We start from the raw sequence: 26,153 nt of genomic DNA on the forward strand, positions 1-26,153 counted from the left end.
CGACGGGTGGTCAAGCGCAACACAGGGCCAGGAGGCGCCGCGGGTGACGACAGCGAGTGCTCGATGACGGACCGGTGGGTGCCCGGTCATTCTTTCCGCAGGAAACCGGCGATGGCGCTCATGTCCCGCTCGCCGAGCCCGGCGTCGACGGCGCCCTGGGCGACGATCCGGTTCGTCGCGGTCTGGTCCATCGCGACGCCCAGCCGCTGCGCGAGCGTGGTGATCAGGGTGAGGTCCTTGAGTACCAGGTCGAGGCTGAACGCCACCGGCGTCTCCTCCGGACGCTCGAACGCGGCCCGCTTGTACTGCACGAACGGCGACGCGATCGCGCTGGATGCGAACACTTCGTAGGCGTCGCTCCGTTGGACACCGGACGCCTCGGCGAGGACGAGCGCCTCGGACAGCACCTGGTTGACGCCCATGACGACGGCGTTGACGGCGAGCTTCATCGCCGCGCCGGCACCGGAGGCACCGACGTGCAGGACCCGTTTGGCCAGCGCCTCCAGAACTGGTTGTGCGCGGCCCAGGGGCTCGGCGTCTCCGCCGACCATGAAGGTCAGCTCGCCCTTCTCGACCAGTGCCACGCTGCCCGACACCGGAGCGTCGAGCAGGGCCGCGCCGGTCGCCTCCACCGCCGGCCGCATGTCGCGCACGGTCTGCGGGTCGATGGTGCTGGTCTCGACGATGACGGCCGCGCTGCGCAGCCCGGCGACGAGGCCGTCCGTTCCGTCGTATGTGTGGGTGACGGCGTCGTCGTCGCCCAACGAGACCACGACGACGTCGGCCCGCTCGGCCGCTTCACGTGGCGTGTCGACGACGGTGCTGCCGGTGGTTTCGGCGACGGCGTCGGCCTTGGCGCGGGTGCGGTTGAAGAGGGCGACGACGTCGTGGCCCCGTTCGCTGAGCCGCACCGCCATGGCCGCGCCCATCCGGCCGGTCCCGACGACGGCGACGCGCGACACTGCGCCGGTCATCGCAGCAGCCAGCCGCCGTCGACGTTCAGGTTCACGCCGTTGACCGCACCGTTGCGCAGCAAGAACGCCACCGCGTCGACCACCTCGGTCATCGATGCCAGCCGGCCGATCGGCGTCCGGGACCGGTACCCGTCCAGCACCTCGTCGGGCTTGCCGCTCCAGAACGGGCTGTCGCCGACGATGCCGGGGTGGATGCCGTTGACCCGGATCGGTGCCAGCTCGGTCGCGAGCGTGTGCACCATGCCGACCACGCCGCCGTTCACCGTCGACACCGTGGTGGAACCGGGATAAGGCCGGTCCTTGGCCAGCCCGCCGAAGACGACGACGGAAGCGTCGTGGCCCATCCGGGGGAGCAGGGCGTGGATGACCTCGGTGTAACCGACCAGCTTGAGCGTCACCAGGCTCAGCGCGCCGGCGGTGTCGTATTCGGCGGCGGTGTTCTGGTCCCGGTCGACGGCCGACAGCACCACGTCGTCGACGTGGTCGATGCCGGCCAGCGCGGACGGGATCCCGCCGACGTCGGTCAGCTCGAGCGCGATGCCGCGGGCCGACCCACCGGCGTCGCGGACCACGTCCTTCGCGACCGCTTCTGCCCGCTCCGGGTCACGGCCGGTCAGGACAACGTCGTCGCCGGCGGCGGCGAAGTGCCGGGCCACCTCCAGCCCGATGCCGGACGTCCCGCCGACGACGAGCACGGTGCGCGGTGCCATCTACGTCCTCCCTTGCTCGTCTTGGTCGAGCCGTTCTCGCAGGTACTCCCAGTCTCGGGCGAACCGGTACGAGTGCCGGGGCGGCGGCTGCGGCGCCTGCGTCTCCAGCCAGCGCAGCGGACCGCCGCCGATGTTGCGGAAGCTGTGCACGCAACCGACGCCCGCCCAGGCGACGTCGCCCGGGCCGAGCTCGTACCGCTCACCGTCGAACGTCGCCTCCGTCTGGCCCTCGAGGAAGTAGTACGTTTCCTCGAAGGGATGGTCGTGTGCGCCGGCCACCCCGTCCGGCTCGTATTGCACCATGAACATGGTCGCCAGTTGGGCGCCGAGGTCGGAGTCGACCATCATCTTGACGGTGATGCCGCTGTAGACCAGCAGGGCCGTGCGCATGCTCGCCGAGACGGCCAGCAGGTCCTGGCTCTGCTTGGACGGGTCCATGTGCGCGGGTGTGATCGTGCCGAACCGCCGGGTGCGCGGGTCGCGTGCGTCGACCCGCACCGGCTCGGCGGTGGGCAGTTCCGGCACGACGAGCGTGTCGCCGCTGTGCGCCGCCCGCGGCGTGGGAGCCTGCATCTCCGCCCACCGCACGGCCGTCGCCCCGTCGTTCCGCCACCGGTGCGGAACACCCACCGGAACGAGCCCGTAGTCGCCGGGCACCAGCCGGAACGCGCCGTCGGGCGTGTCGACGACGGCTTCCCCGTCCACGACGAAGAAGCTCGACTCGTACGAGTGCACGTGGGTGGGCAGGTAGCCGCCGGGGTCGAGCTCGCCGATGAAGAACCCGGTGTGCACGGCGCCCGCGTCCTCACCGACCACGGTCCAGCGCCGCAGCCCCTTGGCCGCCGCCGCCCAGCCGGACGACGGAGGGGTGAACGTCGCCTCCGACGCCCAGCGAACCAGGTGACGCGAGCCGGTCATGCGGCCGCCTCGGACTTCGCGGCGGCGCCGACCAGGTGGTGACGGGAGGCCTCGACCAGATCCCGGGCCCGCGCCACGTCGCCGACCAGCTTGCCCTCGCGCTTCCGGACCTGCCCGCCGACGATGACGGTGTCGACGTTGCTGACGTCCGCGCACAGCACCACGGCGGCCACCGGATCGATGATCGGGGCGACGTTGATCGAACGCCCGTCGATGACGACGACGTCGGCCTGCTTGCCCGGTATGAGCGAGCCGGTGCGGTCCTCCAGGCCGGCGACGTGTGCACCGTTGATGGTGGCCATCTCCAGCATCTGCCGCGCTGTCAGCATAGTCTCCGGCACACCCGTGTTCGCCTCCCAGCAGGTGGCGTTGACCCGGGCGCGCTCGCCACCGAACGCCGCCCGCATCTGGGTGAACATGTCGCCCGGCACCGTGGTGACCACGTCGACGGACAGGCTCGGCCGCAGCCCGAACTGGTAGGACTTGTTCACCGGCGGCCAGCCGTGCCCCATCTGCATCTCCACCTGCGCGGCGATCGAGATGGTGCCGCCGGTGTCCGCCACCCGCTGCCACTCGTGGTCGCTGAAGTAGCAGGAGTGGATGTAGGTGGTGTCCGGCCCGAGCAGCCCGAGCCGGTCCAGCTGTTCGACCATGGCGAACCGGCCGGCCAGCCGTCCCATCGCGACGTGCACGGTGATCGGGATCTGCAGCTCACGGGCGAGCTGCCATTCGGCGGTCACCACCTCGTCCTGGCAGAACCCGGGGCCGCGGGTCGCCAGCGCCAGCGTGAGCAGGCCGTCGTCGCCGGGGAAGTAGGTCTCGCGTACCCGCCGGACGTCGTCGCCGGGGATCACCTCGGCGCTGTTGAACCAGTACTTGGCCAGCGACGTGTTGGCGGAGCCGTACGCGTACTGCGCCCGGATGCCGGCCTCGCGCAGGCCGGCGATGGCCGCGTCCGGGTGCTCGGGTGTGTTGTTGATGTGCGACCAGTCCACCAGGGTGGTGATTCCGGCGTTCAGGCACTCCAGGGAGCCGGCGAGGTTGCTGGCGTAGACGTCGTCGGGCCGGTACACCGGTGCGAACGTGTCGAGCACCTCGACGAAGTAGTCGTCCAGCGTCGCGTTGGGCGCGCAGCCGCGGATGGCGGCCTCCCAGGTGTGCCGGTGGGTGTCGACGAAGCCCGGGATGACGATCTGCCCGGTGGCGTCGATGATCTCCGCGTCGACGTCCGCCTCGATGTGCGGCTCGACGGCGGTGATCTTGTCGTCCTCGATGAGGACGTCTGCGGTCGGCAAGTCGCCGAGCTGCGGGTCCATAGTGAGTGTGTGCCCGCCACGGAGAAGCATCCGGTGCGTCATCTGCGGTCTCCCTCTTCCTGACGTCGTCGTTGACTGGGAATCGGATGTGAGTGGTCGGTCGCCGCCGAAAGGAACGACAATGCGGCTGCTGCGGCGACCACAACGCATGTTCTTTTGTGGGGTGCGGGTCGTCAGTAGGCGGCGAGGGTGCGGACGGTGTCGGCGACGGCGTCGGCGTTCGGGATCACCTGATCCTCGAGGGCATCGGCGAACGGCAGCGGCACGCAGGCGGCGGCGATCCGTTTGATCGGCGCGTCGAGCAGGTCGAACCCCTCGTCGGCGACGATCGAGACCAGCGTGCCTCCCCATCCGCCCTGGTAGGGGTTCTCCTCGACGACGACGAGCCGCGACGTGCGTTCCAGCGACGCGAGCACCGTGGCCACGTCGAGCGGGACCAGGCAGCGCAGGTCGATCACCTCGCAGGAGATGTCGTCGGCGGCCAGCCGCTCCGCCGCCGCCAGCGCCGTCGGCACGGTGGAGGCGAGCGCGACGATCGTCACGTCGGTGCCGTCGCGGACGGTGGCGGCGCGGCCGAGTTCGACCACGTGGTCCGCCGGTGCGGGATCGCCCTTGCTGGCGAACAGGCCTTTGTGTTCGAAGACGACGACGGGATCGTCGCTGCGGATCGCGGCCGCCATCAACCCGACGACGTCGGCCGGCGTCGACGGCGCGGCGATCTTGAGCCCGGGCACGGCGAACGCCCAGTTCTCCACCGCCTGCGAGTGCTGGGCGCCGAAGCCGAGTCCGCCGCCGTTCGCGGTGCGGACGACGAGCGGGACGGTGACCTGGCCGCCGGTCATGTACCTGACCTTGGGGATCTCGTTGGCGAGGTAATCCCAGCAGCAGGCCAGGAAGTCGCTGAACATGATCTCCGCGACCGGACGGATACCGGTCATCGCCGCACCCATGGCGGCGCCGACGATGGCCTGCTCGGAGATCGGTGTGTTCCAGATCCGTTCCGGTCCGAACTCGTCGAGCAACCCGACGGTGGTCTTGAAGACCCCACCGGCCTCGGCGATGTCTTCGCCGAGGCAGACCACGGTGTCGTCGCGGCGCATCTCGCGGGCGATACCCTCCGCGACGGCTTCCCGGTAGGTGACTACGTCCGCCATGCGCTGCCTCCATCGGCCCATACGTCGGTGAACGCCTCAGCCGGGTCTGCATCCGGCGCGTTCTTGGCCGCGTCGACGGCGGCGGCCACGGTCTGCTCGGCGCGCTGCTCGGCGGCGTCCAGGTCGGCGGCGTCGACGCCGAGCTCGGTGAACCGGCTGTGGGCGAGCGGAAGCGGGTCGCGTGCGAGCCAGTGCTCCACTTCTTCGGCCGGCCGGTACGTGGCGGGATCGGATCGGCTGTGTCCGTAGTGCCGGTAGGTCTGCGCCTCGATCACGGTGGGGCCGTCGCCGGCACGGGCCCGATCCGCCGCGCCGGCGACGGCGTCGTGGACGGCCAGCACGTCGTTGCCGTCGATGACGTGTCCGGGGAGGCCGTAGGCACCGGCCCGGTCCGCGGCCGGGTTCGGTACCGACGTGACGGTGCCGATCGGCGTGTACTCCATGTAGAGGTTGTTCTCGCAGACGAAGAGCACCGGCAGCTTCCACACCGCCGCCAGGTTGAGTGTCTCGTGGAAGGCGCCGATGTTGGTCGCCCCGTCGCCGAAGAACGCCACGGCCACCTGACCGGTACCGCGCAGCTGGGCGGACCAGGCGGCGCCGGCGGCCATCGGCAGGTGCGATCCGACGATGGCGTACGAGCCGAGCATGCCGGACGATGCCTTGGTCAGGTGCATCGAGCCGCCCTTGCCCTGGCACAGTCCGGTGGCCTTGCTCATCAGCTCGGCGAGGCATTCTTCGGGCGCGGCCCCGCGGGCGATGGCGTGGTGGTGGCCGCGGTAGGTGGCGAAGACGTAGTCGTCGGGACGCAACGCCGCACTGGCACCGACGGCGACCGCCTCGTGCCCGGAGGCGAGATGCGTCGTCCCCTTGACCAGGCCGGCCATGAACAGGTCATGCGCGGCCTTCTCGGTCTTGCGGATCACGTGCATCTGTTCGTACATCGCGAGCAGGTCGGGTTCGGTCATCGGGCACCACCGCCGTCGCCGGAGGGCGTGGCGTTGCCGGTGTTCAGGTGGGATTGGGACTCCCTGGCGGTGTTCAGCGCCCCGCCGGCGGTCCAGTACTTGCGGCCGGCGACGAGCAGCTCCTCGGCCGGGAACTTGGTGATGACCTCGCATCCGTCGGCGGTCACCACCACCTCCTCCTCGATCCGGGCGGCGGACCATCCGTCGGCGGCGGGCCAGTAGGTCTCCAGGGCGAACACCATGCCTTCCTCGAGCGTCTCCGGTTGGTCGAGGGAGACCAGCCGGCTGAAGATCGGCTTCTCCCAGATGGACAGGCCCACGCCGTGCCCGTACTGCAGTGCGAACGCCGCCATCTCGTCCGCGAAGCCGAACTCTTCGGCCCGCGGCCAGACCGAGACGATGTCGGCCGTCGTCGCCCCGGGCTTGACCAGCGCGATCGCGCGATCCATGTACTCGCGGCAGCGGGTGTAGGCGTCGCGCTGGGCCACCGACGCGCTGCCGACGGCGAACGTGCGGTAGTAACAGGTGCGGTAGCCGAGGTGGCTGTGCAGGATGTCGAAGAACGCCGGGTCGCCGGGGCGGATGAGGCGGTCGCTGTACACGTGCGGGTGCGGGGAACAGCGTTCGCCGGAGATCGCGTTGACCCCTTCGACGTACTCGCTGCCGAGGTCGTAGAGCGTCTTGCTGACGACGCCGACGCACTCGTTCTCCTTCACGCCGGGGCGCAGGAACATGTACAGCTCTTCGTAGGCGGCGTCGACCATGGAGCAGGCTTGTGTGAGCAGCGCGATCTCGTCCGGGGTCTTGATCCGTCGCGCTTCCAGGAAGACCTGCTGCCCGTCGACGACGTCGATCCCTTCCGCCTGCAGCGCGGCCAGGATGGGCATCTCGACGACGTCGACGCCGAGCGGTTCGGCGTCCAGGCCGTGTTCGCGGAGGACGGTGGCGACCTTTCCGGCGACGTCGGCGGCGATGCCGGCGGCCGGGTGGAACGCGCCGCGCAGCGTCGAGATGCCGGCCCGGGCGCGGTTCTCGCCGTCCAGCCAGGGGTTGTACAGCTGGTGGTGTTTGGCGGCCGAGCCGAAGTCCCAGACGATCGGTTCGCCGCCGCGGGGGAGCAGCGCGAACCGGATGAGTTTGTCCATCGCCCAGGTGCCGATGTGGGTGGAGGACATGTAGCGGATGTTGGAGAAGTCGAATGAGAGCACCGCGCCGAGCTCCGAGCGGTCGAGGGCGGTGTTCAACCGGGCGAAGCGCTCGGCCCGCAGCCGGTCCAGGTCGACGCGCTTCTCCCAGTCCACGGCGTTGGGGCCAAAGGTGCGGACCGTCATGGGCCGTCACTCCTCACACGAACACGTCAAGGCGACTGTTCAGTATTGCTAATCATCATTGAACACATGCCGTCACGCGTCAATACCGTGTTACCTGCTGCTTCATCGAGATTCCGGTGGGCGCTGGTCGGGCGTGTTAAGTTATGTTGACTGGCGAAGGAGGAGTGCCGTGGTGGCTGGTCATTCGGTGCTCGATATCGGTGCTCGGCTCCGATCCGAGCGGTCGAGGCGGGGGATCAGCGCCCGAGCGCTGGCACGCGAGATCGGCGTGTCGCCGAGCCTGATCTCGCAGATCGAGACCGGCAAGAGCCGGCCGTCGGTGAGCACGCTCTACGCGATCACCAACGCCCTGGGTGTGCCGATCGAGACCCTGTTCGACCGCGCCGATCACGTGCCGTCGGCGGTGAACGTCGTCGACCAGGTCGCACGTCCGCACGACGCGGAGCTGGCCGCGCTGGCGGCGGCCATCCACGGCGGGACGGAGCGGCCGGAGACGGCCGGCGACGCGGAGGAGCCCACGTCGTCCGGACCAGGGCTGCGGATCCTCGGGCCGGATCGGGAACGCGAAGTCGGCCCTGTCGTGCAGCCGGCCGAACGCGAGGTGCTGACGCTGGACTCCGGCGTCACCTGGGAACGCCTCGGCCAGGTGCCCGGCACCCATGTCGATTTCTTGCGCATCACCTACGAACCGGGTAGCACGTCGGCCAGCAACGGCCGGTTGATGCGCCACCCCGGGTTCGAGTACGGCTACGTCGTGGGCGGCGAGCTGATCCTGACTCTCGGGTTCGACGAGTACCGGCTGGGCGTCGGCGACGCGGTGTCCTTCGACTCCACGACGCCGCACGGCTACCGCAACGACGGCATCGAACCTGCTGTCGGCATCTGGTTCGTGCTCGAGACCGATCAGTGACGCGCGCGCCGTAGTGGATGGCTTGACGAAGTCGGGTCTTGCCGTGCTCGCGTGTTAAGGCCCGTCATATGCGTGCAGGTTCGGTCCCTCAGGTAGTCAGTCTGGCTCCGCAGGGCATCGAGGGCGCATGGCCGATGGACCTCACAGTGTGAACGACGATTGGCGGTGATGTCATGTTCGTCTATCGGGTGGGGACATTGTCGATACGGTGAATGAAGTCGGTGAGGTACCGGATGGCTTCGTCCAGATCGGCCGGAGCCTCCGGGTGTTCACGCACGAGTAGTGGATAGTCGTGCGCCCACGAGGGCGACGGTTTGACTATCGGCGGCCAGGCGTGGCTCGCTCGACGGCTGAAGGTCTCGATCGCCGCGTCACGCACAGCCTGCAGATCGTCGGCAGCAAGCAACCCTTCCAACAGCCAGATGTCGATCAGATCGCGGACCCTGTCATTGCCGTCCGGGTGTGGCTCGGTGCAGGCATGCAGCTTCTGAGCGATCTGATACGGCACGTCCAGACATGGCACTAGGCGAGGCGGGTCAATGTCGAACTCGGCGAGCACAATTCCTTGCGGTTGTACGAGCGTATGCCGCTTTCCTGTGCGCTCGTCGATGGCAACCTCGAGGCTTGTGGAGCCGAAATCCCGGCCCTCATAGCGTATTTGGAGCGCCACCCGCCATGGCCGATACCCAAGCCCCGGCACATCGATTTCCAAAGGTGGGGCCTTACGCTCGACTGTGAAGCCGTTCCACGTGCGCTCAGCGATCGCCTCATCGAACCGATGTAGCCACGTGTCCATGTGACCTCGAAAGATCACGTCAAGATCAGTTGTGGCGCGTGCACGGATGCCCAGACGTAGCTGCATCGCAGTGCCGCCCTTGACGATGAACAGATGCCCGCCGTCGTCGTGGCGGACCGCATCCAGCATGGCGCATACAACGGCGACCCGTACCAGATGCATGACTCGTTGTGGTAGTTGTCCGATCTGAGCAGAATGACGCTGCAACAGGCGTTGGAACTGTTTGGCGCCAGCGGGTCGACCCATCTCGAGCCCCTTACGTGGTCAGTTGTGCGAGCAGCGCTTCGCGTTCATCGACACGGATCGCCCCGCGTTCAGCGGCTGTGGTGATGGCCTGCCGGACCAGGGCAATAGGAACTGTACTGAGCGCATCTGTCAATGTCCGCCTGATTGTTGTCACCACCACGGCCTCGATCTGGGTCACCTCATCGCGGCGGAGATCGGCGCGGTGCACGACGTACATCTCTCCGCCAGATCGGTTGATCCGGTACGCGCGCGGTACGGTGAGATGCACGTGGGCGGGGTTGATGTCACAGAGCTGGTGAATCAGAAGCGCCGAATCGTGCGAGATGACACCACGTCCTCGGGTGAACAAGCGTGCCAGGATGAACTCGTCGAACGGCTCTCGTGGTAAGGCGGGTACCCGGTACACGCCGTGCCCGACTCGCTCTAGCGTGCCCCGTGACGCCATCTTGCGAAGTTCAACCGGCGGTACGTCCGGTACCAGCGCAGGTGTGACGTATCCGCCTTGCTCGACAGCGACGTCCATCACCGCGTTCCAATACTTGCCTGGCATGTAAAAACAGTACCAAAAGGGTACTCTTTTTGTGAGTTCCGCTCATGACGAGCCGACTTCCTGAGGGGAGGTAACGCTTGGACGCTCCTGAGCAACGCTAAGCGTTACCTACCCTCAGAAAGTCGGGTCTTGCCGTGCTCGCGCGTTAATCGGTGGCGCCGATTCGGACCGTGCGGATAGCGTGTCGGTCAAGCACGGGCCGTGGAGGGAAGGCAGTGGCGCGGTCGCCGACCGGCTACTGCGACAAGTGAGGAGGTGAGGGCCATGACTGTGAGATTCGCATGCCTGATGCCCGTTCACCTCGAGGCGCCTCCACGCTGATCGATCCTCCGATCACGTCGGGTGGGGCCTCGATCACCAGGAAGGTCCCCATGATGTCTCATCCACGCGAAAACAACTCGCACGCCCAATCACACGATGGCAACCCGCACAACGGTGCCCAGATCATCCCGTTCCCTACCGGTCATGTCCCGGCGACCGAGGCCGCTGAGGCGTTCCGTCCCTACGCCGGATCGCACGCCCTGGGCCGGGTCAGCCGGGTCGAGCGCGGCGGCGCCGAGGTGCTGACCGCCGATGGCGAGCTGCTGGCGACCTACGGCGGCGATGTGCTGGCGGCGGCCGCCACTGACCGGTCCCGCTTCCCGGCCGCCGGCGACTGGGCCGCGGTGCGGCGGTGGCCGGATGGACGCATCACGCTCGACGCCGTGCTGCCGAGGCGAACCGCCCTGGTCCGAGACGGTGTCGACCGGACATCGCACGGCCAGGTGGTGGCGGCGAACATCGACCTGGTCGTCATCGTCGAACATCTCGACCCGGAACCGGACGTGGGTCGGATCGAGCGGCTGCTGGTGCTGGCCTGGGGGAGCGGCGCCACTCCGCTCGTCGTGCTGACCAAGGCGGACCTGGTGCCCGATGCGGAAGGCATGCGTGCGGAGGTCGCACGGAACGTCTTCGGGGTGGACGTCCTCGCGGTCAGCGTGACCGAGGGCGACGGGATGGACGAGCTGAGCCGACGACTGACACCGGAGATGACGATGACGCTGGTCGGCCCGTCCGGTGCGGGCAAGTCCACGCTGGTGAATACATTGGCCGGAGCCGAGGTGATGCCCATCGGCGACGTCCGCGAGCGCGACGGCAAAGGCAGGCACACCACCACCCACCGGGAGCTGATCACGCTCCCCGGCGGCGGTGTCGTCATCGATACACCCGGCGTGCGAGCCGTGGGCCTCGTCGCCGACGACGAGGCGATAGCCGAGGTGTTCCAGGACATCGAGGAACTCGCCGCCGAGTGCCGGTTCCGCGACTGCTCGCACATGTCCGAGCCGGGCTGCGCCGTGCTGGAGGCGATCGACGACGGCGAACTCGGCGAGGATCGGTTGCTGCGCTGGCGCAAGCTCGGCCGGGAGGCCGCCTATCAGGCCCGACGCGCCGACGCGCGGCTGCGGCAGCAGGAACGGAACCTGTGGAAGCAACGCGAGAAGGCGCTTCGCCAGCATTACCAACACAAGGGCCGCCGCCGCTGAACTTCGGTGCCGCTGCGTGGGAAGGAGCATGCATTGTGGTCGCGATCACGACCGCGACGCATGCTCCTTCTCCTGGACGAGACCGCATACCCTCGAGGTGTGACGATCAGCATGGTGGAGGTCGACGACGCGGCGACCGCGGCGATGGAGATGGTGGACGTGCTCGGTGCCGGGCCGGTGGCGGTGCTCACCGGGGCCGGGATCTCCACGGACTCGGGCATCCCGGACTATCGCGGGCCGGACTCTCCGCCGCGCAATCCGATGACGTATCAGCAGTTCGTCGGCGATTTCGCGTTTCGCCGTCACTATTGGGCGCGCAACCACGTCGGCTGGCGGCACATCGCGCGCACCGAACCCAACGACGGGCACCGCGCCCTGGCGAAGCTGGAGGCCGAGGGGTTGGTGACCGGGCTGATCACCCAGAACGTCGACATCCTCCACGAGGTCGCGGGAAGCCGGCGGGTGATCGACCTGCACGGCCGGTATGACCGGGTGATCTGCCTGTCCTGCCGTCGGGCGATCACCCGGGAGCATCTCGCCGAGCGCCTGACGGCACTCAACCCGGACTACGCCGCCGAGGTCTCGGACATCGAGATCGCGCCGGACGCCGACGCGGTGATCGCCGCCACCGAAGGGTTCCAGGTGGCGGACTGCGAGTACTGCGGCGGCATGCTCAAACCGGACATCGTCTACTTCGGGGAGAACGTGCCCAAGGACCGCGTGCTGGAGGCCTACGCCTATGTCGACCAGGCCGAGGCACTCCTGGTGGCGGGTTCGTCGCTGACTGTCATGTCCGGACTGCGGTTCGTGCGGCACGCCGCCAAGACCGGCACACCGGTGGTCATCCTCAACCGCGGCGAGACCAGGGGTGACGACCTGGCCACGCTGAAAGTGGACGGGGGCTGCTCGCCGGTGCTGACCTCACTGGCCGAGATCTATACCGGCTAGCGCGCGGCGGCGTCGCCCTCCAAGCTGCGGGCCATGGTGTCCCAGAACATCAGCTCGTAGGCCTGCAGGAGCCGGGCGGCGGACTTCGCCCTGGCCGGGGAGGCGCCGGCGCGCAGGTCGGCGTCGATGACGCGCAGCGCGTGGTCGTCGAAACCTGGCGCGGGCGTGGCGAAGAAGTCGAAGAACGCGACGGCCGCGTCGTCGGCACCGTAGGCGGTCCGCAGCGCATCGGCGACTCCGCCGCAGTTGGCGCCCCACGCGGCGAGATTCGCCAGGAACGCCACCGCCACGTCGGCCGCCGAGCCGTTCAACGCCAGCCACGCGACATAGGCGGTGTAGGCGTGCGCGCCCGGTGTGGGCTGGTAGTCGCCCAGGCTGCGCGGGTCGAGGCCGGTCCATCGGGCGAAACCGTCGAGATGCCCCAGGGCGACACTCTCGCCCTGGGCGAGGTCGAGAAAGAAGCCGGCCGCGTCCGAGTCGCCATACCGGGCCGCCAGGTGGGCGAAGCTTCGCCGGTCGCTGGTGATGATCCAATGCTGTTCGCCGGCGAAACGCTCCAGCGTGCTGCGCGGAACATGGCCGGCGGCCAGCGTGGCGACGAACGGATGGCCGGAGAGCCGCTCCTCGATCGGGGCCAGTTCGGCACGGACCTCGTCAACGAGTTCCGCGGCTGTGGGCGTGTTCGACGTCATGGGGACCTCCGCGTGGGCGATGGCGGCCGGTGGTCTGTGATGCCGGTTCCTTGCACAGATTCAATGATCAACCGGCGGACAGGATCTCGGCGAGCATGGCGGGGTCGGCGTTGCCGCCGCTGGCGATGGCGACCGTCCGGGCCGACTCGGGCAGCTGATCGCGGATCGACAGGTACGCGGCCGTCGCCGCGGCGCCGCTGGGCTCGACGACGAGCCGGCCCTGGACCACGAGTGCGCGCATAGCCGCCCGGATCTCGTCCTCCGTTACGGTCACGATGTCGTCCACGTGGGCGCGGATGTGTTCCCAGGGCAGCACCCCGACCGAGACCGTGCGCAGCCCGTCGGCGATCGTGCGGTGGGTCTGCTCCGGATGCCAGGCGATGCGTCGTCCGGTGCGAAAACTCTCGCTGGCGTCGGCGGCGAGCTGTGGCTCCACGCCGACGACGCGCGCCTCGGGCCGCAGCGCCTTGACGGCTGCCGCGATCCCGGAGATGAGTCCGCCGCCGCTCACCGGCACCAGGACGAGATCGACGTCTGGCAGGTCGTCGGCGATCTCCGCTCCGATGGTGCCCTGGCCGGCGATGATGGCGCCGTCGTCGAACGGTGGGACGAGGATGTATCCGCGCTCCTCGACGAGCTGGCGGGGGAGGATGTCGCGCTCGGCCGGCGGCACCAGCAGGACCTCGGCGCCCAGCGCCCTGGTGGCGGCGACCTTGTGATCCGGTGCGGTGTCCGGGATGACGATGGTGGCCTTGGCATCGAACATGCGTGCCGCGTACGCCACCGCCTGGGCGTGATTGCCGCTGGACGAGGCGACGAGTCCGCGGGCACGTTCGTCCGCGGTCAGGCCGGCGATCTTGTTGTACGCGCCGCGGATCTTGAACGCGCCGATGGGCTGCAGCATCTCCGGTTTGACGAAGAGCTCGCCGGGACCGGGTGCCCACGGCGCGGGGATGAGCGGGGTCCGGACAGCGACGCCGGCGACGCGATCCTGCGCTGCCCGGACGTCGGCGATGGTGACGAGCTCCACGCCCTGACCTTATCCGATTCGTCTGTCGGCCCGGCCGGGTCTCAGCCGCTCGCCGGACTACGCCTCGTCCAGGGGGAGCGTGTCCGGCACGTCGTACACCGGCCAGCCGTCGTCGTCGGAACAGCGCAGGGTGGGCCGGGCCCGGTGCGACTCGCGGCGGCCGACATCGAGCAGGTGGACGACGTCTCGTCCGTGGCAGGCGACCGCATCGGCGATGAACGAACGATGACAGCGCCACCACAGCGTTTCGGCGCACAGAACCGCCAGCTGCTCGCCCTCGCCGGTGCGGGTGATCAGCTCCGCGACCGCGGTCCGGAACCCGGGCGTGTCCATGTGATCGGCGTACCCGCCGAATGAGGCGTTGACCAGGGCGGTGTGCCGAGTGTCCGGGCGTCGGCCGCGTCGGCCGCCGAGCTCGTCGCCGTGCCATTCATAGCGGATTCCGTGCCCGGTGAGCTCGGCGGCGAGCGCGTCGCGGCCGAACTGCGGGTGCCTGCGCGAACCCGGAAACCGTCGCACGTCCACCAGCACGTCGATGCCAGGCTCGGTGAGCACGGCGACGAAGGCCTCTATCGTGCGCGCGCCGTGCCCGAGGGTGTAGAGGGGTGCGGGCGCGGTGTCCGATCCGTCCACACCAGCGAGCGTAATCAGCGGCGCCGTCCGGCGGCGAACGCGATGACCTGAACAGCGAGCCCGGCTGTATCTGCATCACCTCGACGGCGCGTCCGGGTGCGTGGGTGATGCCGACGCGGTCTACGCTCGCGACCATGCGGATACTGGTGACCGGAGCTGCCGGGCGGATCGGACGTGCTGTTCTGCAGCTGCTCGCGGATGAGGGGATCGAGGCCAGCGCGCTGGTCATGAACAAGGCGGACGCGGACGACTTGCCGGCGGACCGGATCACAGTCGGTGACGCCACCGAACGGGCAACCGTGGCCGCTGCGGTGCAGGAGGTGGACGCCGTCATTCACCTGGCGGCGATCCCGAACCCGCTGCACGATCCGCCGGAGCGGGTGTTCGCGGTGAACACCCAGGCGACGTTCGCGGTCTTGGAGGAGGCTGCGCACGCTGGAGTCCGCCGGGCGGTGTTCGCCAGCAGCCTGTCGGCTACCGGGCTGCCGTTCGCCCCGCACGAACTGCATCCGCTCTACCTGCCCCTCGATGAGGACCATCCGGACCAGGCCGCGGATGCCTATGCGCTGTCCAAGCAGGTGGACGAGGCCACGGCGGCGATGATGGCGCGTCGGCACGGCATGACCATCGTCGCGTTGCGCTACCCGTACGTCGCATCTGCGGAGCAGCTGCGGGAGCGTGCCGAGCAGCTGGCGGGCGACCCCAGCGGAGGCGCTGGAGACCTGTGGTCCTACTTGGATGTTCGGGATGCGGCTCGCGCTGCTCTGGACGGGGTCCGGGCGTCGTGCACGGGTATGCACAGGCTCTATGTGGCCGCATCGGAGATCCTCGCGCCTGGACCGACCGAGGAGCTGCTGCGCAGGTACCACCCGTCGGCGGAGCTGCGGCGGCCGCTGCCAGGACGGACCGGGACGATCGACACTGCTGCAGCCACGCGCGTCCTCGGCTTCACCCCTCGCCACTCCCCATGATCATGAACACTTCCCGTGCTATGTGAACGGTAAGTGTTCATGATCATGGGGATTTCTCGAAAGGGGTCTTGCGAAAGAGGTCGCTCGAAAGATAGCTTTTCAAGCGTGTCGAGCGATGAGATCGTGGACGGCGGTGCCAGCGCGGACAAGCGCGCCACCAGCGCACCAGTCGGTGATGCACAGTCCAGTGCCGCGCCGGTCCGTGATGCGGCGACGGGAGACGAGACGACCGGCGACGAGGCGGTGCGCGAGCATGGCGTGCCGCATCGTGACCTGCGCGATCCGGCCGCGCTGCGCGCGCTGGCGCATCCGGTGCGGCTGTCGATCCTGGAACAGTTGATGCAGCTCGGATCCGGGACCGCGACGGAGCTGGCCGAGCTCTTGGAAGGCGAATCGCCGGCGAACTGCTCATGGCATCTGCGGCAGCTGGCCCGATACGGGTTCGTCGAGGTCGCCGGTACCGGCCCGGGGCGCCAGCGACGGTGGAAGCCGGTGATCGAGAGCACCACGTTCGGCGGCAGCGACGAGACGCCAGCGCTGGCCCGCGCCGTCGACGCGGTAGACGAGGTGATCCTGGACCGCGAAGTGGAACGGATGCAGGCGTGGCGGCGGGCCAGGAGAGACGAGACGGATCGATGGCGGGACGGCTCGGTTGAGGCGTACGCGTGGGCGTGGATGACCGCGGAGGAGCTGGCCGCGTTCAAGGACGACTTCCGGGCGCTGATCGAGCGGCACATCATGCCCCGCCTGGAACAGCGAGCCGACCCGGCGCGGCGGCCGCGTGGAGCGCGACCGGTGCGATTGGTCACCTGGCTCATCCCGACCGGACCGGACGACGACGCGGCCGACGACGACGCGGCGGACGACGACGCGGGCGATGGCGACGCGCGCGATGGCGACGGCGAGGAGGAGAGCAATGGGCGGTGAGCCTGCGGTGCTCGAGGTCGAGCGGGTGATCAAGGAATACCGCAAGGGCGTCCGGGCGAACGACGACGTCTCGCTGAGCGTGTCGGCCGGCGAGGTCTACGGGCTGCTCGGGCACAACGGAGCCGGCAAGACCACGCTGCTCAACCAGGTTGTAGGCATCGCCAAACCGACCGCCGGAACGATCCGTGTCACCGGCCGGGACGCGGTCGCCGACCCGGCGATGGCGCGGCGGATGTGCTCGATGCAGCCACAGGCGCAAGCGCCACTGGACGGGGTATCGCCGGCGGAGGCGATCGAGTTGATGGCGCGGATCCGTGGGGCGAACCGTCGCCGGGCGAAGCAGCGTACGGCGGAGCTGGTCGACGCGCTCGACATCGGTGAATGGGCGAAGACCACCGGAGAGCGGCTCTCCGGCGGAGTGCGCAGGTTGACGGCCTTCGCGATGGCGGCGGCCGAGCCGGGTCGGCTGGTGATGTTCGACGAGCCCACCAACGACGTCGACCCGGTACGTCGTCGGCTGTTGTGGGCAGAGGTCCGTGCCCTGGCGGAGAACGGATGCGCGGTGCTCCTGGTCACCCACAACGTGATCGAGGCCGAGCGGGCGGTGGACCGGCTGGCTATCCTAGACCGGGGCCGCGTCGTCGCGCAGGGATCGCCGGCCGACTTGCGCGGCGAGAACGCGGACCGGCTCCGGCTCGAGGTCACGGCGGTGGACAGCGCGGTCGCGCGGGATCTGGCCGCACAGTTCGGCGGTCAGGACAGAGGGGAGAACGGAGCGGGGGGCGGACGAGAGGATGCCGTCGTCGTCGGGCGGCGGATGATGGCGACGGTGAACGCCGCCGAATGCGCCTCCGCGCTGGCATGGGCGCAGAACGAGCGCACTGCGGGACGGGTGGATGAGTTCTCGTTCAACCCGGTGAGCCTGGAAGACATCTATGTGCGACTCGTCGGTTCCGACGGCGGCAACAATGAGGGAGATCGGGATGCGGCATTGGTTGCGTAGCTTCGCGCTGCTGCTGAAGTGGAACATGTTGCGGGTGCGGACGGAGCTGCCGACCTTCCTGGCCATCCAGACGCTGATCTCAGCGGGGATCGTCGTGGGATTCTCCCTGCTCATCCCGGAGATCGATGCCGAGGCGGCGCTGTATCTGACCTCTGGCGCGATGACGGTGTCGCTGATCACCGTGGGTATGGTCGTGGCGCCGCAGATCGTGGCCCAGCGCAAGGAGAAGGGTCTGCTGGACTACCAGCGCTCGATGCCGGTTTCCCGGCTGGCCATGATGGCCGCCGACGCGGTGATCTGGGTGGTGGTGGCGCTGCCCGGGCTGGCCGTGACGCTGCTTGTCGCCGTCGTGCGGTTCGACCTTGAGCTGTCGATCAGTCCGTGGCTGTTGCCGGCGGTTCTGCTGGTCAGTGCGGGAGCGGCGGGTGTCGGATACTGCATCGCGTACGTGGTGCGGCCGGTGCTGGTCGGCCTGGTCACCAACCTCGTCATCATCGTCGCGCTAATGTTCGCACCGATCAACTACCCGGCGGAGCGGCTGCCGGATTGGGCCGCGGCGGTGCACGAATGGCTGCCGTTCCAGTACATGGCCCAGGCCGTGCGGGAGACGATCGACGCACCCGACACCGGCGTCGCGATGCTTCCCTTTGTCATCATCACCGCGTGGACGGTGCTTGGCCTGGGCGTCACCTCGCGCGTCATGACTCGTCGGGCGTGACCCCCCGATTCGTCCCGGACCATGACCCGGACGATGACCCGGACGATGATCATGAACACTAACCGTGCTATGTGAACGGTAAGTGTTCATGATCATGGGTCGAAAGCGTTGGCCGGCTGCAAGCGCGGCTGTACCGCGGATCGGTACGCTGCCGCGGTCCGACGATCGAGCGCGGAGCGTGGGGAGCAACAGCAGGTGGACGAGGATGTCGCGATCCGGTGGCTGTGGCCGGTGCTGCTCGCGTGGCTGGTCATACTGGTCGTCTCGACCGGATACGCCGTTCTCGCGTGCTGGGTGGCCTGGGCGATGGGTCTGCCGTGGTGGCTGGGGCTTCTGTTGCCGGCGATCACGCTCGTCGGGGCGGAGAGCATCCGGTGGATGGTCAAGGGCGGACCGTTGGGCGTGGATCCGGTGCGGTGCGGGCCGGAGGATCAGCCGACGCTGCATGCGATCCTCGACCGGCTGTGCGCCGTCGCCGGTCAAGATAAGCCCGAGGTCCGGATCATCGACATCGACGCACCCAACAGTCTTGTGTACGTCGAGCCGGGCAAGCGGCCGACCCTGTGCGTCACCAAGGGCTTGGTGGAGACGCTCGACAATGACCGTCTCGAGGCGGTGCTGGCCCATGAGATCGCCCACATCGCACACCGTGACACCCGGGTGATGGCGTTCGCGGAGGGGATGGCGGGATGGGCGGTGCTGCTGCCGGGTGCGATCTTCATGCTGATGGGCCGGTTGGATGTGCGCATGTGCGCGGCTGCGCGAGCGTGTGGCAGGTCGTGGCGGCCGTCCTTCGTCGAGATGGAAAAGTCCGGCCTGCCGACGACGGCACCGGTGGCCGAGGTCACCGGCGGTGCGGCGACCAGGCGCCTCGTCGCTCTGGGATTCGGCCGCGCGGCGAACGCGGTCGCCGCGATGTTCGTGATCATCCCGGCGATCGTCCTGGGTGTGCTGGTCGCGGCGCCGGCGTTCGTGCTGTCCACGCCGCTGGCTCGTCGTCGGGAGCTCGCTGCTGATCGGACGGCTGCCCGGATCACGGGAGCACCGGCGACCCTCGCCGCCGCGCTCGTGGAGATGTCGGGCGCCCAGCAGCGCGTCCCGGATGAAGACCTCCGCGCCAGGCGACTGGCGTCCGCGCTGGCGATCGTCCCGTTCGATGCTTCTGTCGAGATCGACGGCACGCCGCAGAAGCAGGGTGGGGCGGCCCGGATGTTCGAGCCGCATCCGTCGATGAAGGCGCGACTCGCCCAGCTCGAGCGGATGTCCCGGGAGCTCGGCACCGACTCGTGACCGGCCCCGCACCCGGCATCCGCGTCGCATACCGGAGGTAGCATCGAACGACTTCTCGAAAGAGAATTGCGAAAGGCCCTTTCGAGAGGTATACCCTTCAGTGTGAGCACAAAGAACGGCGACCCGTCGCGTGAAGGGCCCGAGTCCATCGCGGCGGCGCCACATCGGCAGTACTCGTTGCCGTCGCGGGTCGTGGACGATCCGAACGAGTTGCGCGCCTACAGCCACCCGGTACGTGTGGCATTGACCGAACAGCTCTATCTGCGCGCGTCCGCCACTGCGACCGAGTTGGCTGAACTGATCCATGAATCGCCGGCCAACTGCTCATGGCATCTGCGACAGCTCGCCAAGCACGGGATTATCGAGGAAGCGGGCATAGGCCCGGGACGGCAGCGGCGATGGCGGATGGTTCCCGAGGTCACGTTGACCCCGAAAGCGAAAGAACAGTCAACGGAGCTCGCTCGTGCGGCCGTGGCCGCCAACGCCATGCGGCTCGACCGAGACCTGGCCGGGTTGCGGGCATGGTGGGCCATGCGGGAGGGGGAACCGCCCGAGTGGCAAGACGCGAGCATGGGGATTGTGCAGAGCTGGGCCTGGTTGACCGCGGAGGAGCTGGAACAGTTCCGAGCCGAGTTCCTGGCGCTGATGGATCGGCACCTCTTCCGGACTACCGCTCAGCGCCGCGATCCAGAGCGGCGGCCGCCGGATGCGCGACCCGTCCGCGTCGTCGCATGGACGATTCCGTGGGACACGAAAGCCGTCGCGGCAGGCGAAGGTGCCACGGACCACAGTATGGGAGGGCCAGATGAGCGACGGTCCACCAGGGAATGACGATGACAGCCATCCGCGCGACGATGTACGGGCTCGATACATCGAAGAATTGGGCATGTTGCTGGCAAGAAGCGGCTGGAGTCGTATGGCGGGACGGGTCCTCGCGTTCCTCATGCTCAGCACCGCAAGCCAGGTGTCGAGCGGCGACATCGCCCGCGCCTTGCGGGTCAGTGCGGGCTCCGTCTCCACCGCGACGCGTGAGCTGGCCGAGGCTGGTTGTATCCGGCAGATCGCAGTTCCGGGCTCGCGCGGTCACTACTTCCGGTCTGCGGACGACGTGTGTGGTGCCTTCCTGGTGGCTGAGCAGCGACGGCACCATGTCAACGTCGCGTTCGCCGAAGAGCTGATGGGCATTCTCGACCCCGATGAGACCAAGCCGTTGAAGCGCCTAGCGAACATGCGCGACTATCACGCTTTCCTCGACCGGTCCCACCTTCGCCTGCGGCACGAATGGGAGGAGCTCAAGCGTCGTCGCGACGCCGCCCGGCACCACGAGTAGACCGCGTGATCACAATGTGTTCATGTCCAGCCGCGACGCACGTCCGCGTAGGTAAGCCTGCTCCGGGACGCTGGTGGTCAGCCGCGCCGCCAGCGTGTAACAGGCACGTGCGTCGTCGGTCTGGCCGGCCATCTCCAACAGGTGCGCACGGACCGCGTGCAGCCGGTGATGCCGGGAGAGCCGTGCGTCGTGCTCGAGCGGTTCCAGGAACATCAGGCCGGCACGCGGGCCGTGTGCCATGGCCAGCGCTACGGCGTGATTCAAGGTGACCATCGGGCCGGGCGCCAGATCTTGAAGCATCCGGTAGAGGTGGAGAATCTGCGGCCAGTCGGTGTCCTGGGCGCGTTCCGCCTCGGCATGCAGCGCAGCGATCGAGGCTTGCACCTGGTACGGGCCGATCGGCGAACGGGCGAGTGCGTCGGTGATCAGGTCGACGCCCTCCTTGATGGAACGCTGGTCCCAACGGGAACGGTCCTGCTCGGCGAGAGGGACCAGGCCGCCGTCCGGGCCGGTGCGAGCGCCGCGCCGCGCGTCGATGAGCAGCATCAGCGCCAGTAGGCCGGCGGCCTCGCCGTCGTGCGGCAACAGGTGGTGGACGGTCCGCGTGATCCGGATCGCCTCCTGGGTGAGGTCCGTGCGCTGTAGGTGCGGACCGGAACTGGACGTGTAACCCTCGTTGAAGATCAGATACAGCACGTGCAGCACGGACCGGAGACGTTCGGGGTCCGGCGTGGCCGGCATGGTGAACCGGGCGCCGCCGGCCCTGATGCGCTGCTTGGCCCGGCTGATGCGCTGCGCCATGGTCGCCTCGGGGACGAGGAAGGCGTGGGCGATCTCGGCGGTGGTCAGACCGCCGACGGCGCGCAACGTCAGGGCGACCTGGGATGGTGCGGTCAAGCACGGATGGCAACAGAGGAGCAGCAATGTCAGGGTGTCGTCGCCGCCGTCGAGCATCTCGGTTTCGGCGGCCGGGGCGACGAGCGCGTCGTCCGGCACCAGCGTGACGGAGCGCTCGTCCCGGCGGCGGTCGGCCGCCTCCTTGCGGAGCAGATCGGTCATGCGACGGGACGCGACCGTCACCAGCCAGGCAGGCGGGTCGTCCGGCAGGCCCTGCTCGGGCCACTGTGTCGCGGCTGCCAGCAGTGCTTCCTGGACGGCGTCCTCCGCGGTCTCGAAGTTGCCGTAGCGACGCACGAGCGCCGCGAGGACCTGCGGCGCCGCCCGGCGCAGCAGGTCCTCGGCGTGCAGATCCTCGACGTGCAGGTCCAGGAGATGGAGGTCCACCTCACATCTCCTGGCCGGACATCTCCATGATCGGGCGTACCTCGATCGGTGAGAACCGGGTGTCGGGGAAGCGCCCCGCGATCTCGGCCGCCCGTTCCGGCGTTTCGCAGTCGACGACGAAGAACCCCGCGAGTTGCTCTTTGGCCTCCATGTAGGGTCCGTCGGTGGTCATCGGTGCGCCGTCGCGGCGCTGGACGGTCATGGTGTTCATCGGGTCCGCCAGCGCGCCGGCGGTGACCAGCTCGCCGGACTCGTGGATCTCCCGGATCACCTCGTCGTCCTCGCGGAGAAGCCGTTCGCGCTCGTCGTCGGGGAGGGCGAGGAACTCGGGCGTCTGGGCGAAGATCGGATGCTCCCAGTTCTTGGCGTTGGTGTAAATCAAGATCACGTACTTCATCTCGTCTTCTTTCTCGATGTGGGGGGAGTGCCGGATGGTCAAGCGGTGCCGGCGACGCCGATGAGGTTGCCTTCGGGATCGGTGATATGTCCGACGACGAGCGGCCCGTCGGCGGAGCGCACCGGTCCCATGACGCGCCGGCCGCCCAGGGCCTCGGCCTGCTGCAGCGCGGCCTCGACGTCCGGCACGCCGACGTAGAACAGCACGCGAGGCCGGTGGCCGTCGCCGCCGCACACGCCGCCGTTGATGCCGGTCCCGTCGCCGGTCGTGCTCCCGTCCACGAACCCGTACTGGCCGGGTGCGGAGATGTCCGTCGTCGCCGCGTCGCCGAGGTCGTATTCCCAGCCGAACAGGTCGGCGTAGTAGCGGCGGAGCGCCGGCGGGTCGCTGCCGACGATCTCGAAGTGCACGACTGCATGTCCCATGTGACTCCTCCCTGCGCCGGTGCACCGGCGTCTGCGTTCAGGTGCGCCCGTCCGGGCCTGTCACAGCAGAGGTCGAAGCAGAGCACTGCCGTCTCGACGCCGCGCCGAGTCTTCTTTTCGATCCGTGTCTACATGTGTGGCCGCACAGATATCGGCGGCCAGGGTCCTGCATGTCTTGACCCTTCGACACCGAGAAATTCATCGGTATGGCGTCGTACATGTCGCGAGAATGCGCGCGGTGTCATCGGGGAGGTGGACCAGCGAACCAGTAGGCGCGATGCCGACGCGTGGCGGGCTGTTCAGGGGCGATTGAGGCGCTGCATCCACAACGAGCTGATGTACTGGCCGTTCTTGACGGCGTACTCGCGGAAGACACCGACGTCGGAGAATCCGAACTTGCGGTGCAGCGCGACCGAGGCATCGTTGGGCAAGGCAATGCCGGCAAGCATGACGTGCACGCGTTCGGCGGAGAGACTGTCGAACAGCGCACGGTATAGGGCGGTGCCGACGCCCTTGCCGCGAAACGCGGGGTTGAGCGCGATGCTCACTTCGACGGTCTCGCGGAAGGCTTCAAGCTGCCTATACGGCTGACTACATGCATAACCCAGCACGTGTTCGCCGCGGCGCGCGACGAGAATACGGTGCGGCCCGGTCGATGCGAACTGCTCGAACCAGGGGATTCGGTCGCGCACGGCGATCGGCGTCGTAGTGAAGGTGGCCATCGAGTGCGCCGCGACATCGTTGATGATCTCGACGATCCCTGGGAGATCGCGTGCGGTCGCTGGAATCGCGTCACGCAGGTGGCGGGCGGCCGACGTTTGCCCGTCGGCGCCGCTACTCATGTCGTCCTGCAATCCTCGCCATCCCGATACCTTAGATCAGCACTCCATGAATGCACATCGGCTCGGACTCAGCCGCTGGAGTAGCGCCGCGCGACCTCGTGGAACGCTTCCTTCGGCTCCCAGTGTGACGGGTCGTCGGCGGACGTCTTCACCACGCCGAAGCCCGCCATGTCCAGGTCGTGGCGGGGGTCCTCGGTGTGCGGAAAGTCGTGCATGGAGAAGGTGTAGACGAAGCAGCCGTGAACGTTGTGCCGGGCATAGAGTTCGATCAGCTCACTCAGGTACGTGGCCTGCGTCTGCTCGTCTCGCACATGCCCGTCCTTGACATGCGGCGGATCGGCGAACCAGTTCACGATCCGGAACGATCCGGGTCCGCGCAGTTCTGCACCGATGTGCGCGCCGCAGCCGAACTCCGTGATGACGACGGGCTTGTCGGTCGTGTTGAGTAGATCGCGCAGGCGCTGCTCGTATGTGTCGAGGTCGGCGCCGATCCGATAGAGATTGACGCCGACGAGGTCGAAGCGGGACCAGTCGACGTTCTCCCAATGTCCGGCGGCGTAGGTGATCGGCCCGCGGAAATGTCGGCGCGCGGTAGCGACACCGTCTGTCAGCAGGGCATTCAGCTTGCGGGTGATCCGTCGATCGAAGAATCGTCGCCACCGCAACAGGACCTGCAGGCGGATGAAGAGCTTCGGCCCCGGGATCATGCCGGGCGAGGTGAGGGAGAACTCGGCGCCCAGCACGAGGGTGACGCGGTCCGGTTGCGATTCGCGCAGCTTCTCGGCTTCGGTCGCCGTTGTGGCCAGGTGAGCGAGCAGCTCGCGGCGCGGGCGGTCCTCCAGGTAGGGCCGGATGTAGACATCGAGGCCAGCCTCGAGAGCGAGCTGGGCCGCTTCCATTTGCCGCGCCGTGTCGGTGCCGATCAGCATCACCGTGGTGCAGTGCAGGTCGTTCCTGATGGCGCTCAGGTCGCGGCGTACGTCGTCTGTGCTGATGTCGCCGACCACGTAGGAGATCCCCTTGACCTGCGGGTTCATTAATCCCTCACGCGCCCTCGGGTCGGCCGATGGAACACGACGACGGGTGGCGAGAGAACGACGGCGTCATGAGCCGCGATGAGTTCAGCGGATGCCGGCGGTCTACCTGGTGAGAACGACGCCCGGAACCTACTGGAATGGACGTGAAGGCCGTGGTCGAGAACAGATCGGAAGCGTTGTCGCGCCTGGACGCATTCGTCGGTGAATGGGAGTTGGAGGTCCGATTCCCGCCGGGCCACCCTGCAGCGGCCACCGTGACGGATGACGCGAAAGCGCGCAGTCGGTTCGAATGGGCCCTGAACGGGCAGTTTCTGCTCCAACACACCGAGATCACGATACCCGAGGCACCTGACAGCTTGACGATCATCAGCGTCGACCCGAACACCGGCGCGTACACGCAGCATTACTACGACACCCGCGGCGTTGTACGGGTGTATGCGATGGAATTTGCGGCTGGGGTGTGGACTCTGCTCCGGGAGACGCCCGACTTCTCGCCGCTGGACTTCCGGCAGCGCTTCGCCGGCACGTTCAGCGACGACGGTCGAGTGATCAGCGGTGCGTGGGAGATCGGCTCCGACGGCGCGGACTGGGAGCTCGACTTCGACCTGATCTACCGGAGGGCCGGCTGAGATGATGGCCGCCGACCTTGCCGTTCGGGCCGTAAAGGACATCGTCGAGGGTAACCTTTACCTCGTTCTCGCCACCGCCGACGCGACTGGTCGACCATGGAGCTCGCCGGTCTATTTCGCGCACATCGGTTTCACCGAGTTCCTATGGGTGTCGAACCCGGACGTGACGCATTCCCGTAACATCGCGGGCCGTCCAGAGGTGGGCATCGTGATCTTCGATTCGCGGGCGGAGATCGGCACTGGACAGGGTGTCTACATGTCCGCCGTCGGCGAGTTGCTCGAGGGTGATGACGTGCGAGAGGGCATAGACGCGTACTCTCGTCGTTCCGTCGCGCACGGTGGACGTGAATGGACGAGCGACGACGTGCGACCGGGCGGCGACCTGCGCCTCTATCGTGCCGTCGCCGACTCGCACTGGATCCTTGCGAAGGACGGACAGCCGGATCACCGCATCCCGGTGACGCTCGCCTGAGTCGGTCCGTCGCGGTGGATCCGACGGCAGGATCCCGCACGCTTCTGCGACGGCGACGGGCAGCATTCCGCTGACGGGACGCGTACGGTGGGCGGCTGCGGGATCGCTCGTGCCTTCGGCCACTGACCGGTT

At 68.2% G+C, this 26,153-nt stretch carries 29 protein-coding genes; 12 read left to right on the forward strand and 17 right to left on the reverse strand.

Translation table 11 applies throughout. The features are described from left to right. Positions 1-86: 86 nt before the first annotated feature. From G1H10_RS19615 to G1H10_RS19645, 7 genes are all read right to left on the reverse strand, one after another. The gene (locus G1H10_RS19615; RefSeq protein ID WP_163740876.1) at positions 87-974 is read right to left on the reverse strand and encodes an NAD(P)-dependent oxidoreductase; all 888 of its coding nucleotides are present in this window, start codon (positions 972-974) and stop codon (positions 87-89) included. Further along, positions 971-1,684 carry an SDR family NAD(P)-dependent oxidoreductase gene (locus G1H10_RS19620; RefSeq protein WP_163740878.1) on the reverse strand — a complete coding sequence of 238 codons (714 nt, stop codon included), beginning with the start codon at positions 1,682-1,684 and terminating at the stop codon, positions 971-973. The genes G1H10_RS19615 and G1H10_RS19620 overlap by 4 nt, the downstream gene beginning before the upstream one ends. Further along, positions 1,685-2,602, reverse strand: a complete 918-nt coding sequence (locus G1H10_RS19625; RefSeq protein WP_163740879.1) for a cupin domain-containing protein — start codon at positions 2,600-2,602, stop codon at positions 1,685-1,687. Next, entirely contained in the window at positions 2,599-3,960 is a 1,362-nt protein-coding gene (locus G1H10_RS19630) for an amidohydrolase family protein (RefSeq protein WP_163740881.1), read from the reverse strand. The genes G1H10_RS19625 and G1H10_RS19630 overlap by 4 nt, the downstream gene beginning before the upstream one ends. Positions 3,961-4,091: 131 nt before the next feature. Continuing rightward, a complete protein-coding gene (locus G1H10_RS19635) occupies positions 4,092-5,072 on the reverse strand; it encodes an alpha-ketoacid dehydrogenase subunit beta (protein WP_163740882.1) in 981 nt (326 codons plus the stop codon). Then, positions 5,060-6,037 carry a thiamine pyrophosphate-dependent dehydrogenase E1 component subunit alpha gene (locus tag G1H10_RS19640; RefSeq protein WP_163740884.1) on the reverse strand — a complete coding sequence of 326 codons (978 nt, stop codon included), beginning with the start codon at positions 6,035-6,037 and terminating at the stop codon, positions 5,060-5,062. The genes G1H10_RS19635 and G1H10_RS19640 overlap by 13 nt, the downstream gene beginning before the upstream one ends. Next, positions 6,034-7,368, reverse strand: a complete 1,335-nt coding sequence (locus G1H10_RS19645; RefSeq protein ID WP_163740886.1) for a M24 family metallopeptidase — start codon at positions 7,366-7,368, stop codon at positions 6,034-6,036. Before G1H10_RS19645 ends, G1H10_RS19640 begins: the two co-directional genes overlap by 4 nt. 169 nt (positions 7,369-7,537) lie before the next feature. On the opposite strand from G1H10_RS19645, the gene G1H10_RS19650 reads away from it, so the two are divergent. Next, positions 7,538-8,278: a helix-turn-helix domain-containing protein gene (locus tag G1H10_RS19650; protein ID WP_216853452.1), complete on the forward strand. Its 741-nt coding sequence runs from the start codon at positions 7,538-7,540 to the stop codon at positions 8,276-8,278. 181 nt (positions 8,279-8,459) lie between these two features. Here the strand turns inward: G1H10_RS19650 and G1H10_RS19655 are convergent, their stop codons facing one another. Next, complete coding sequence (locus G1H10_RS19655; protein ID WP_163740887.1) at positions 8,460-9,236, reverse strand: nucleotidyl transferase AbiEii/AbiGii toxin family protein; 777 nt, start codon at positions 9,234-9,236, stop codon at positions 8,460-8,462. A gap of 94 nt (positions 9,237-9,330) precedes the next feature. Next, the gene (locus G1H10_RS19660; RefSeq protein ID WP_163740889.1) at positions 9,331-9,870 is read right to left on the reverse strand and encodes a type IV toxin-antitoxin system AbiEi family antitoxin domain-containing protein; all 540 of its coding nucleotides are present in this window, start codon (positions 9,868-9,870) and stop codon (positions 9,331-9,333) included. Between the two features lie 371 nt (positions 9,871-10,241). Here G1H10_RS19660 and rsgA point away from each other — a divergent pair, with 371 nt between their 5' ends. Together rsgA and G1H10_RS19670 are read left to right on the forward strand one after the other, a co-directional pair. Next, the gene (rsgA, locus tag G1H10_RS19665) at positions 10,242-11,393 is read left to right on the forward strand and encodes a ribosome small subunit-dependent GTPase A (protein WP_216853453.1); all 1,152 of its coding nucleotides are present in this window, start codon (positions 10,242-10,244) and stop codon (positions 11,391-11,393) included. 111 nt (positions 11,394-11,504) lie between these two features. Beyond that, complete coding sequence (locus G1H10_RS19670) at positions 11,505-12,341, forward strand: NAD-dependent protein deacetylase (RefSeq protein WP_376778643.1); 837 nt, start codon at positions 11,505-11,507, stop codon at positions 12,339-12,341. Here the strand turns inward: G1H10_RS19670 and G1H10_RS19675 are convergent. The 3 genes from G1H10_RS19675 to G1H10_RS19685 all read right to left on the reverse strand — a co-directional run bounded on the left by G1H10_RS19675 (position 12,338) and on the right by G1H10_RS19685 (position 14,696). Beyond that, entirely contained in the window at positions 12,338-13,033 is a 696-nt protein-coding gene (locus G1H10_RS19675; protein ID WP_163740893.1) for a thiaminase II/PqqC family protein, read from the reverse strand. The two genes, G1H10_RS19670 and G1H10_RS19675, sit on opposite strands and share 4 nt — an antisense overlap. A gap of 67 nt (positions 13,034-13,100) precedes the next feature. Further along, a complete protein-coding gene (locus tag G1H10_RS19680) occupies positions 13,101-14,063 on the reverse strand; it encodes a threonine ammonia-lyase (RefSeq protein ID WP_163740895.1) in 963 nt (320 codons plus the stop codon). Positions 14,064-14,120: 57 nt separating this feature from the next. Next, positions 14,121-14,696, reverse strand: coding sequence for a DUF488 domain-containing protein (locus G1H10_RS19685; RefSeq protein ID WP_163740896.1), 576 nt, complete (start codon positions 14,694-14,696; stop codon positions 14,121-14,123). Between the two features lie 134 nt (positions 14,697-14,830). Here G1H10_RS19685 and G1H10_RS19690 point away from each other — a divergent pair, with 134 nt between their 5' ends. From G1H10_RS19690 to G1H10_RS19720, 7 genes are all read left to right on the forward strand, one after another. Further along, positions 14,831-15,667, forward strand: coding sequence for an NAD-dependent epimerase/dehydratase family protein (locus tag G1H10_RS19690; protein WP_163740899.1), 837 nt, complete (start codon positions 14,831-14,833; stop codon positions 15,665-15,667). 105 nt (positions 15,668-15,772) lie between these two features. Next, complete coding sequence (locus G1H10_RS19695) at positions 15,773-16,594, forward strand: winged helix-turn-helix domain-containing protein (protein ID WP_163740901.1); 822 nt, start codon at positions 15,773-15,775, stop codon at positions 16,592-16,594. Beyond that, positions 16,584-17,597 carry an ABC transporter ATP-binding protein gene (locus G1H10_RS19700; RefSeq protein ID WP_174264511.1) on the forward strand — a complete coding sequence of 338 codons (1,014 nt, stop codon included), beginning with the start codon at positions 16,584-16,586 and terminating at the stop codon, positions 17,595-17,597. The genes G1H10_RS19695 and G1H10_RS19700 overlap by 11 nt, the downstream gene beginning before the upstream one ends. Further along, positions 17,578-18,315, forward strand: a complete 738-nt coding sequence (locus tag G1H10_RS19705; RefSeq protein WP_163740902.1) for an ABC transporter permease — start codon at positions 17,578-17,580, stop codon at positions 18,313-18,315. Before G1H10_RS19700 ends, G1H10_RS19705 begins: the two co-directional genes overlap by 20 nt. A gap of 195 nt (positions 18,316-18,510) precedes the next feature. Next, the gene (locus G1H10_RS19710; protein WP_163740904.1) at positions 18,511-19,605 is read left to right on the forward strand and encodes a M48 family metalloprotease; all 1,095 of its coding nucleotides are present in this window, start codon (positions 18,511-18,513) and stop codon (positions 19,603-19,605) included. A gap of 102 nt (positions 19,606-19,707) precedes the next feature. Then, entirely contained in the window at positions 19,708-20,436 is a 729-nt protein-coding gene (locus tag G1H10_RS19715; protein ID WP_163740906.1) for a winged helix-turn-helix domain-containing protein, read from the forward strand. An 85-nt stretch (positions 20,437-20,521) separates the two neighbouring features. Continuing rightward, on the forward strand, positions 20,522-20,935 hold the full coding sequence (locus G1H10_RS19720) for a GbsR/MarR family transcriptional regulator (RefSeq protein WP_163740908.1): 414 nt from the start codon (positions 20,522-20,524) through the stop codon (positions 20,933-20,935). Positions 20,936-20,944: 9 nt separating this feature from the next. Here the strand turns inward: G1H10_RS19720 and G1H10_RS19725 are convergent, their stop codons facing one another. From G1H10_RS19725 to G1H10_RS19745, 5 genes are all read right to left on the reverse strand, one after another. After that, positions 20,945-22,219: an RNA polymerase sigma factor gene (locus G1H10_RS19725; RefSeq protein ID WP_216853455.1), complete on the reverse strand. Its 1,275-nt coding sequence runs from the start codon at positions 22,217-22,219 to the stop codon at positions 20,945-20,947. Between the two features lies 1 nt (position 22,220). Next, positions 22,221-22,616 carry a YciI family protein gene (locus tag G1H10_RS19730; RefSeq protein ID WP_163740910.1) on the reverse strand — a complete coding sequence of 132 codons (396 nt, stop codon included), beginning with the start codon at positions 22,614-22,616 and terminating at the stop codon, positions 22,221-22,223. A 38-nt stretch (positions 22,617-22,654) separates the two neighbouring features. Next, entirely contained in the window at positions 22,655-23,041 is a 387-nt protein-coding gene (locus G1H10_RS19735; RefSeq protein WP_163740912.1) for a VOC family protein, read from the reverse strand. A gap of 299 nt (positions 23,042-23,340) precedes the next feature. Further along, positions 23,341-23,883 carry a GNAT family N-acetyltransferase gene (locus tag G1H10_RS19740; protein WP_163740914.1) on the reverse strand — a complete coding sequence of 181 codons (543 nt, stop codon included), beginning with the start codon at positions 23,881-23,883 and terminating at the stop codon, positions 23,341-23,343. 68 nt (positions 23,884-23,951) lie between these two features. Then, positions 23,952-24,920 (reverse strand): glycoside hydrolase family 113 protein, encoded by a 969-nt coding sequence (locus G1H10_RS19745; RefSeq protein WP_163740915.1) that lies wholly within the window; start codon positions 24,918-24,920, stop codon positions 23,952-23,954. Between the two features lie 137 nt (positions 24,921-25,057). Here G1H10_RS19745 and G1H10_RS19750 point away from each other — a divergent pair, with 137 nt between their 5' ends. Beyond that, entirely contained in the window at positions 25,058-25,549 is a 492-nt protein-coding gene (locus tag G1H10_RS19750; RefSeq protein WP_216853456.1) for a DUF1579 domain-containing protein, read from the forward strand. 1 nt (position 25,550) lies between these two features. Further along, positions 25,551-26,021: a pyridoxamine 5'-phosphate oxidase family protein gene (locus tag G1H10_RS19755; RefSeq protein ID WP_163740917.1), complete on the forward strand. Its 471-nt coding sequence runs from the start codon at positions 25,551-25,553 to the stop codon at positions 26,019-26,021. The last annotated feature ends 132 nt before the right edge of the window (positions 26,022-26,153 follow it).

Source organism: Phytoactinopolyspora halotolerans (assembly GCF_010550675.1).
Lineage (GTDB): Bacteria > Actinomycetota > Actinomycetes > Jiangellales > Jiangellaceae > Phytoactinopolyspora > Phytoactinopolyspora halotolerans.

What these genes read in the sequence shown, in the direction of transcription:
- G1H10_RS19700 (WP_174264511.1), top strand. Translation starts at nt 16,584, where the DNA reads ATGGGCGGTGAGCCTGCGGTGCTCGAGGTCGAGCGGGTGATCAAGGAA.
- G1H10_RS19720 (WP_163740908.1), top strand. Translation starts at nt 20,522, where the DNA reads ATGGCGGGACGGGTCCTCGCGTTCCTCATGCTCAGCACCGCAAGCCAG.
- G1H10_RS19635 (WP_163740882.1), bottom strand. Translation starts at nt 5,072, where the DNA reads ATGGCGGACGTAGTCACCTACCGGGAAGCCGTCGCGGAGGGTATCGCC.
- G1H10_RS19690 (WP_163740899.1), top strand. Translation starts at nt 14,831, where the DNA reads ATGCGGATACTGGTGACCGGAGCTGCCGGGCGGATCGGACGTGCTGTT.
- G1H10_RS19670 (WP_376778643.1), top strand. Translation starts at nt 11,505, where the DNA reads ATGGTGGAGGTCGACGACGCGGCGACCGCGGCGATGGAGATGGTGGAC.
- G1H10_RS19615 (WP_163740876.1), bottom strand. Translation starts at nt 974, where the DNA reads ATGACCGGCGCAGTGTCGCGCGTCGCCGTCGTCGGGACCGGCCGGATG.
- G1H10_RS19620 (WP_163740878.1), bottom strand. Translation starts at nt 1,684, where the DNA reads ATGGCACCGCGCACCGTGCTCGTCGTCGGCGGGACGTCCGGCATCGGG.
- G1H10_RS19735 (WP_163740912.1), bottom strand. Translation starts at nt 23,041, where the DNA reads ATGGGACATGCAGTCGTGCACTTCGAGATCGTCGGCAGCGACCCGCCG.
- G1H10_RS19640 (WP_163740884.1), bottom strand. Translation starts at nt 6,037, where the DNA reads ATGACCGAACCCGACCTGCTCGCGATGTACGAACAGATGCACGTGATC.
- G1H10_RS19730 (WP_163740910.1), bottom strand. Translation starts at nt 22,616, where the DNA reads ATGAAGTACGTGATCTTGATTTACACCAACGCCAAGAACTGGGAGCAT.
- rsgA (WP_216853453.1), top strand. Translation starts at nt 10,242, where the DNA reads ATGATGTCTCATCCACGCGAAAACAACTCGCACGCCCAATCACACGAT.
- G1H10_RS19645 (WP_163740886.1), bottom strand. Translation starts at nt 7,368, where the DNA reads ATGACGGTCCGCACCTTTGGCCCCAACGCCGTGGACTGGGAGAAGCGC.
- G1H10_RS19755 (WP_163740917.1), top strand. Translation starts at nt 25,551, where the DNA reads ATGATGGCCGCCGACCTTGCCGTTCGGGCCGTAAAGGACATCGTCGAG.
- G1H10_RS19705 (WP_163740902.1), top strand. Translation starts at nt 17,578, where the DNA reads ATGCGGCATTGGTTGCGTAGCTTCGCGCTGCTGCTGAAGTGGAACATG.
- G1H10_RS19750 (WP_216853456.1), top strand. Translation starts at nt 25,058, where the DNA reads ATGGACGTGAAGGCCGTGGTCGAGAACAGATCGGAAGCGTTGTCGCGC.
- G1H10_RS19625 (WP_163740879.1), bottom strand. Translation starts at nt 2,602, where the DNA reads ATGACCGGCTCGCGTCACCTGGTTCGCTGGGCGTCGGAGGCGACGTTC.
- G1H10_RS19660 (WP_163740889.1), bottom strand. Translation starts at nt 9,870, where the DNA reads ATGCCAGGCAAGTATTGGAACGCGGTGATGGACGTCGCTGTCGAGCAA.
- G1H10_RS19745 (WP_163740915.1), bottom strand. Translation starts at nt 24,920, where the DNA reads ATGAACCCGCAGGTCAAGGGGATCTCCTACGTGGTCGGCGACATCAGC.
- G1H10_RS19655 (WP_163740887.1), bottom strand. Translation starts at nt 9,236, where the DNA reads ATGCATCTGGTACGGGTCGCCGTTGTATGCGCCATGCTGGATGCGGTC.
- G1H10_RS19630 (WP_163740881.1), bottom strand. Translation starts at nt 3,960, where the DNA reads ATGACGCACCGGATGCTTCTCCGTGGCGGGCACACACTCACTATGGAC.
- G1H10_RS19675 (WP_163740893.1), bottom strand. Translation starts at nt 13,033, where the DNA reads ATGACGTCGAACACGCCCACAGCCGCGGAACTCGTTGACGAGGTCCGT.
- G1H10_RS19740 (WP_163740914.1), bottom strand. Translation starts at nt 23,883, where the DNA reads ATGAGTAGCGGCGCCGACGGGCAAACGTCGGCCGCCCGCCACCTGCGT.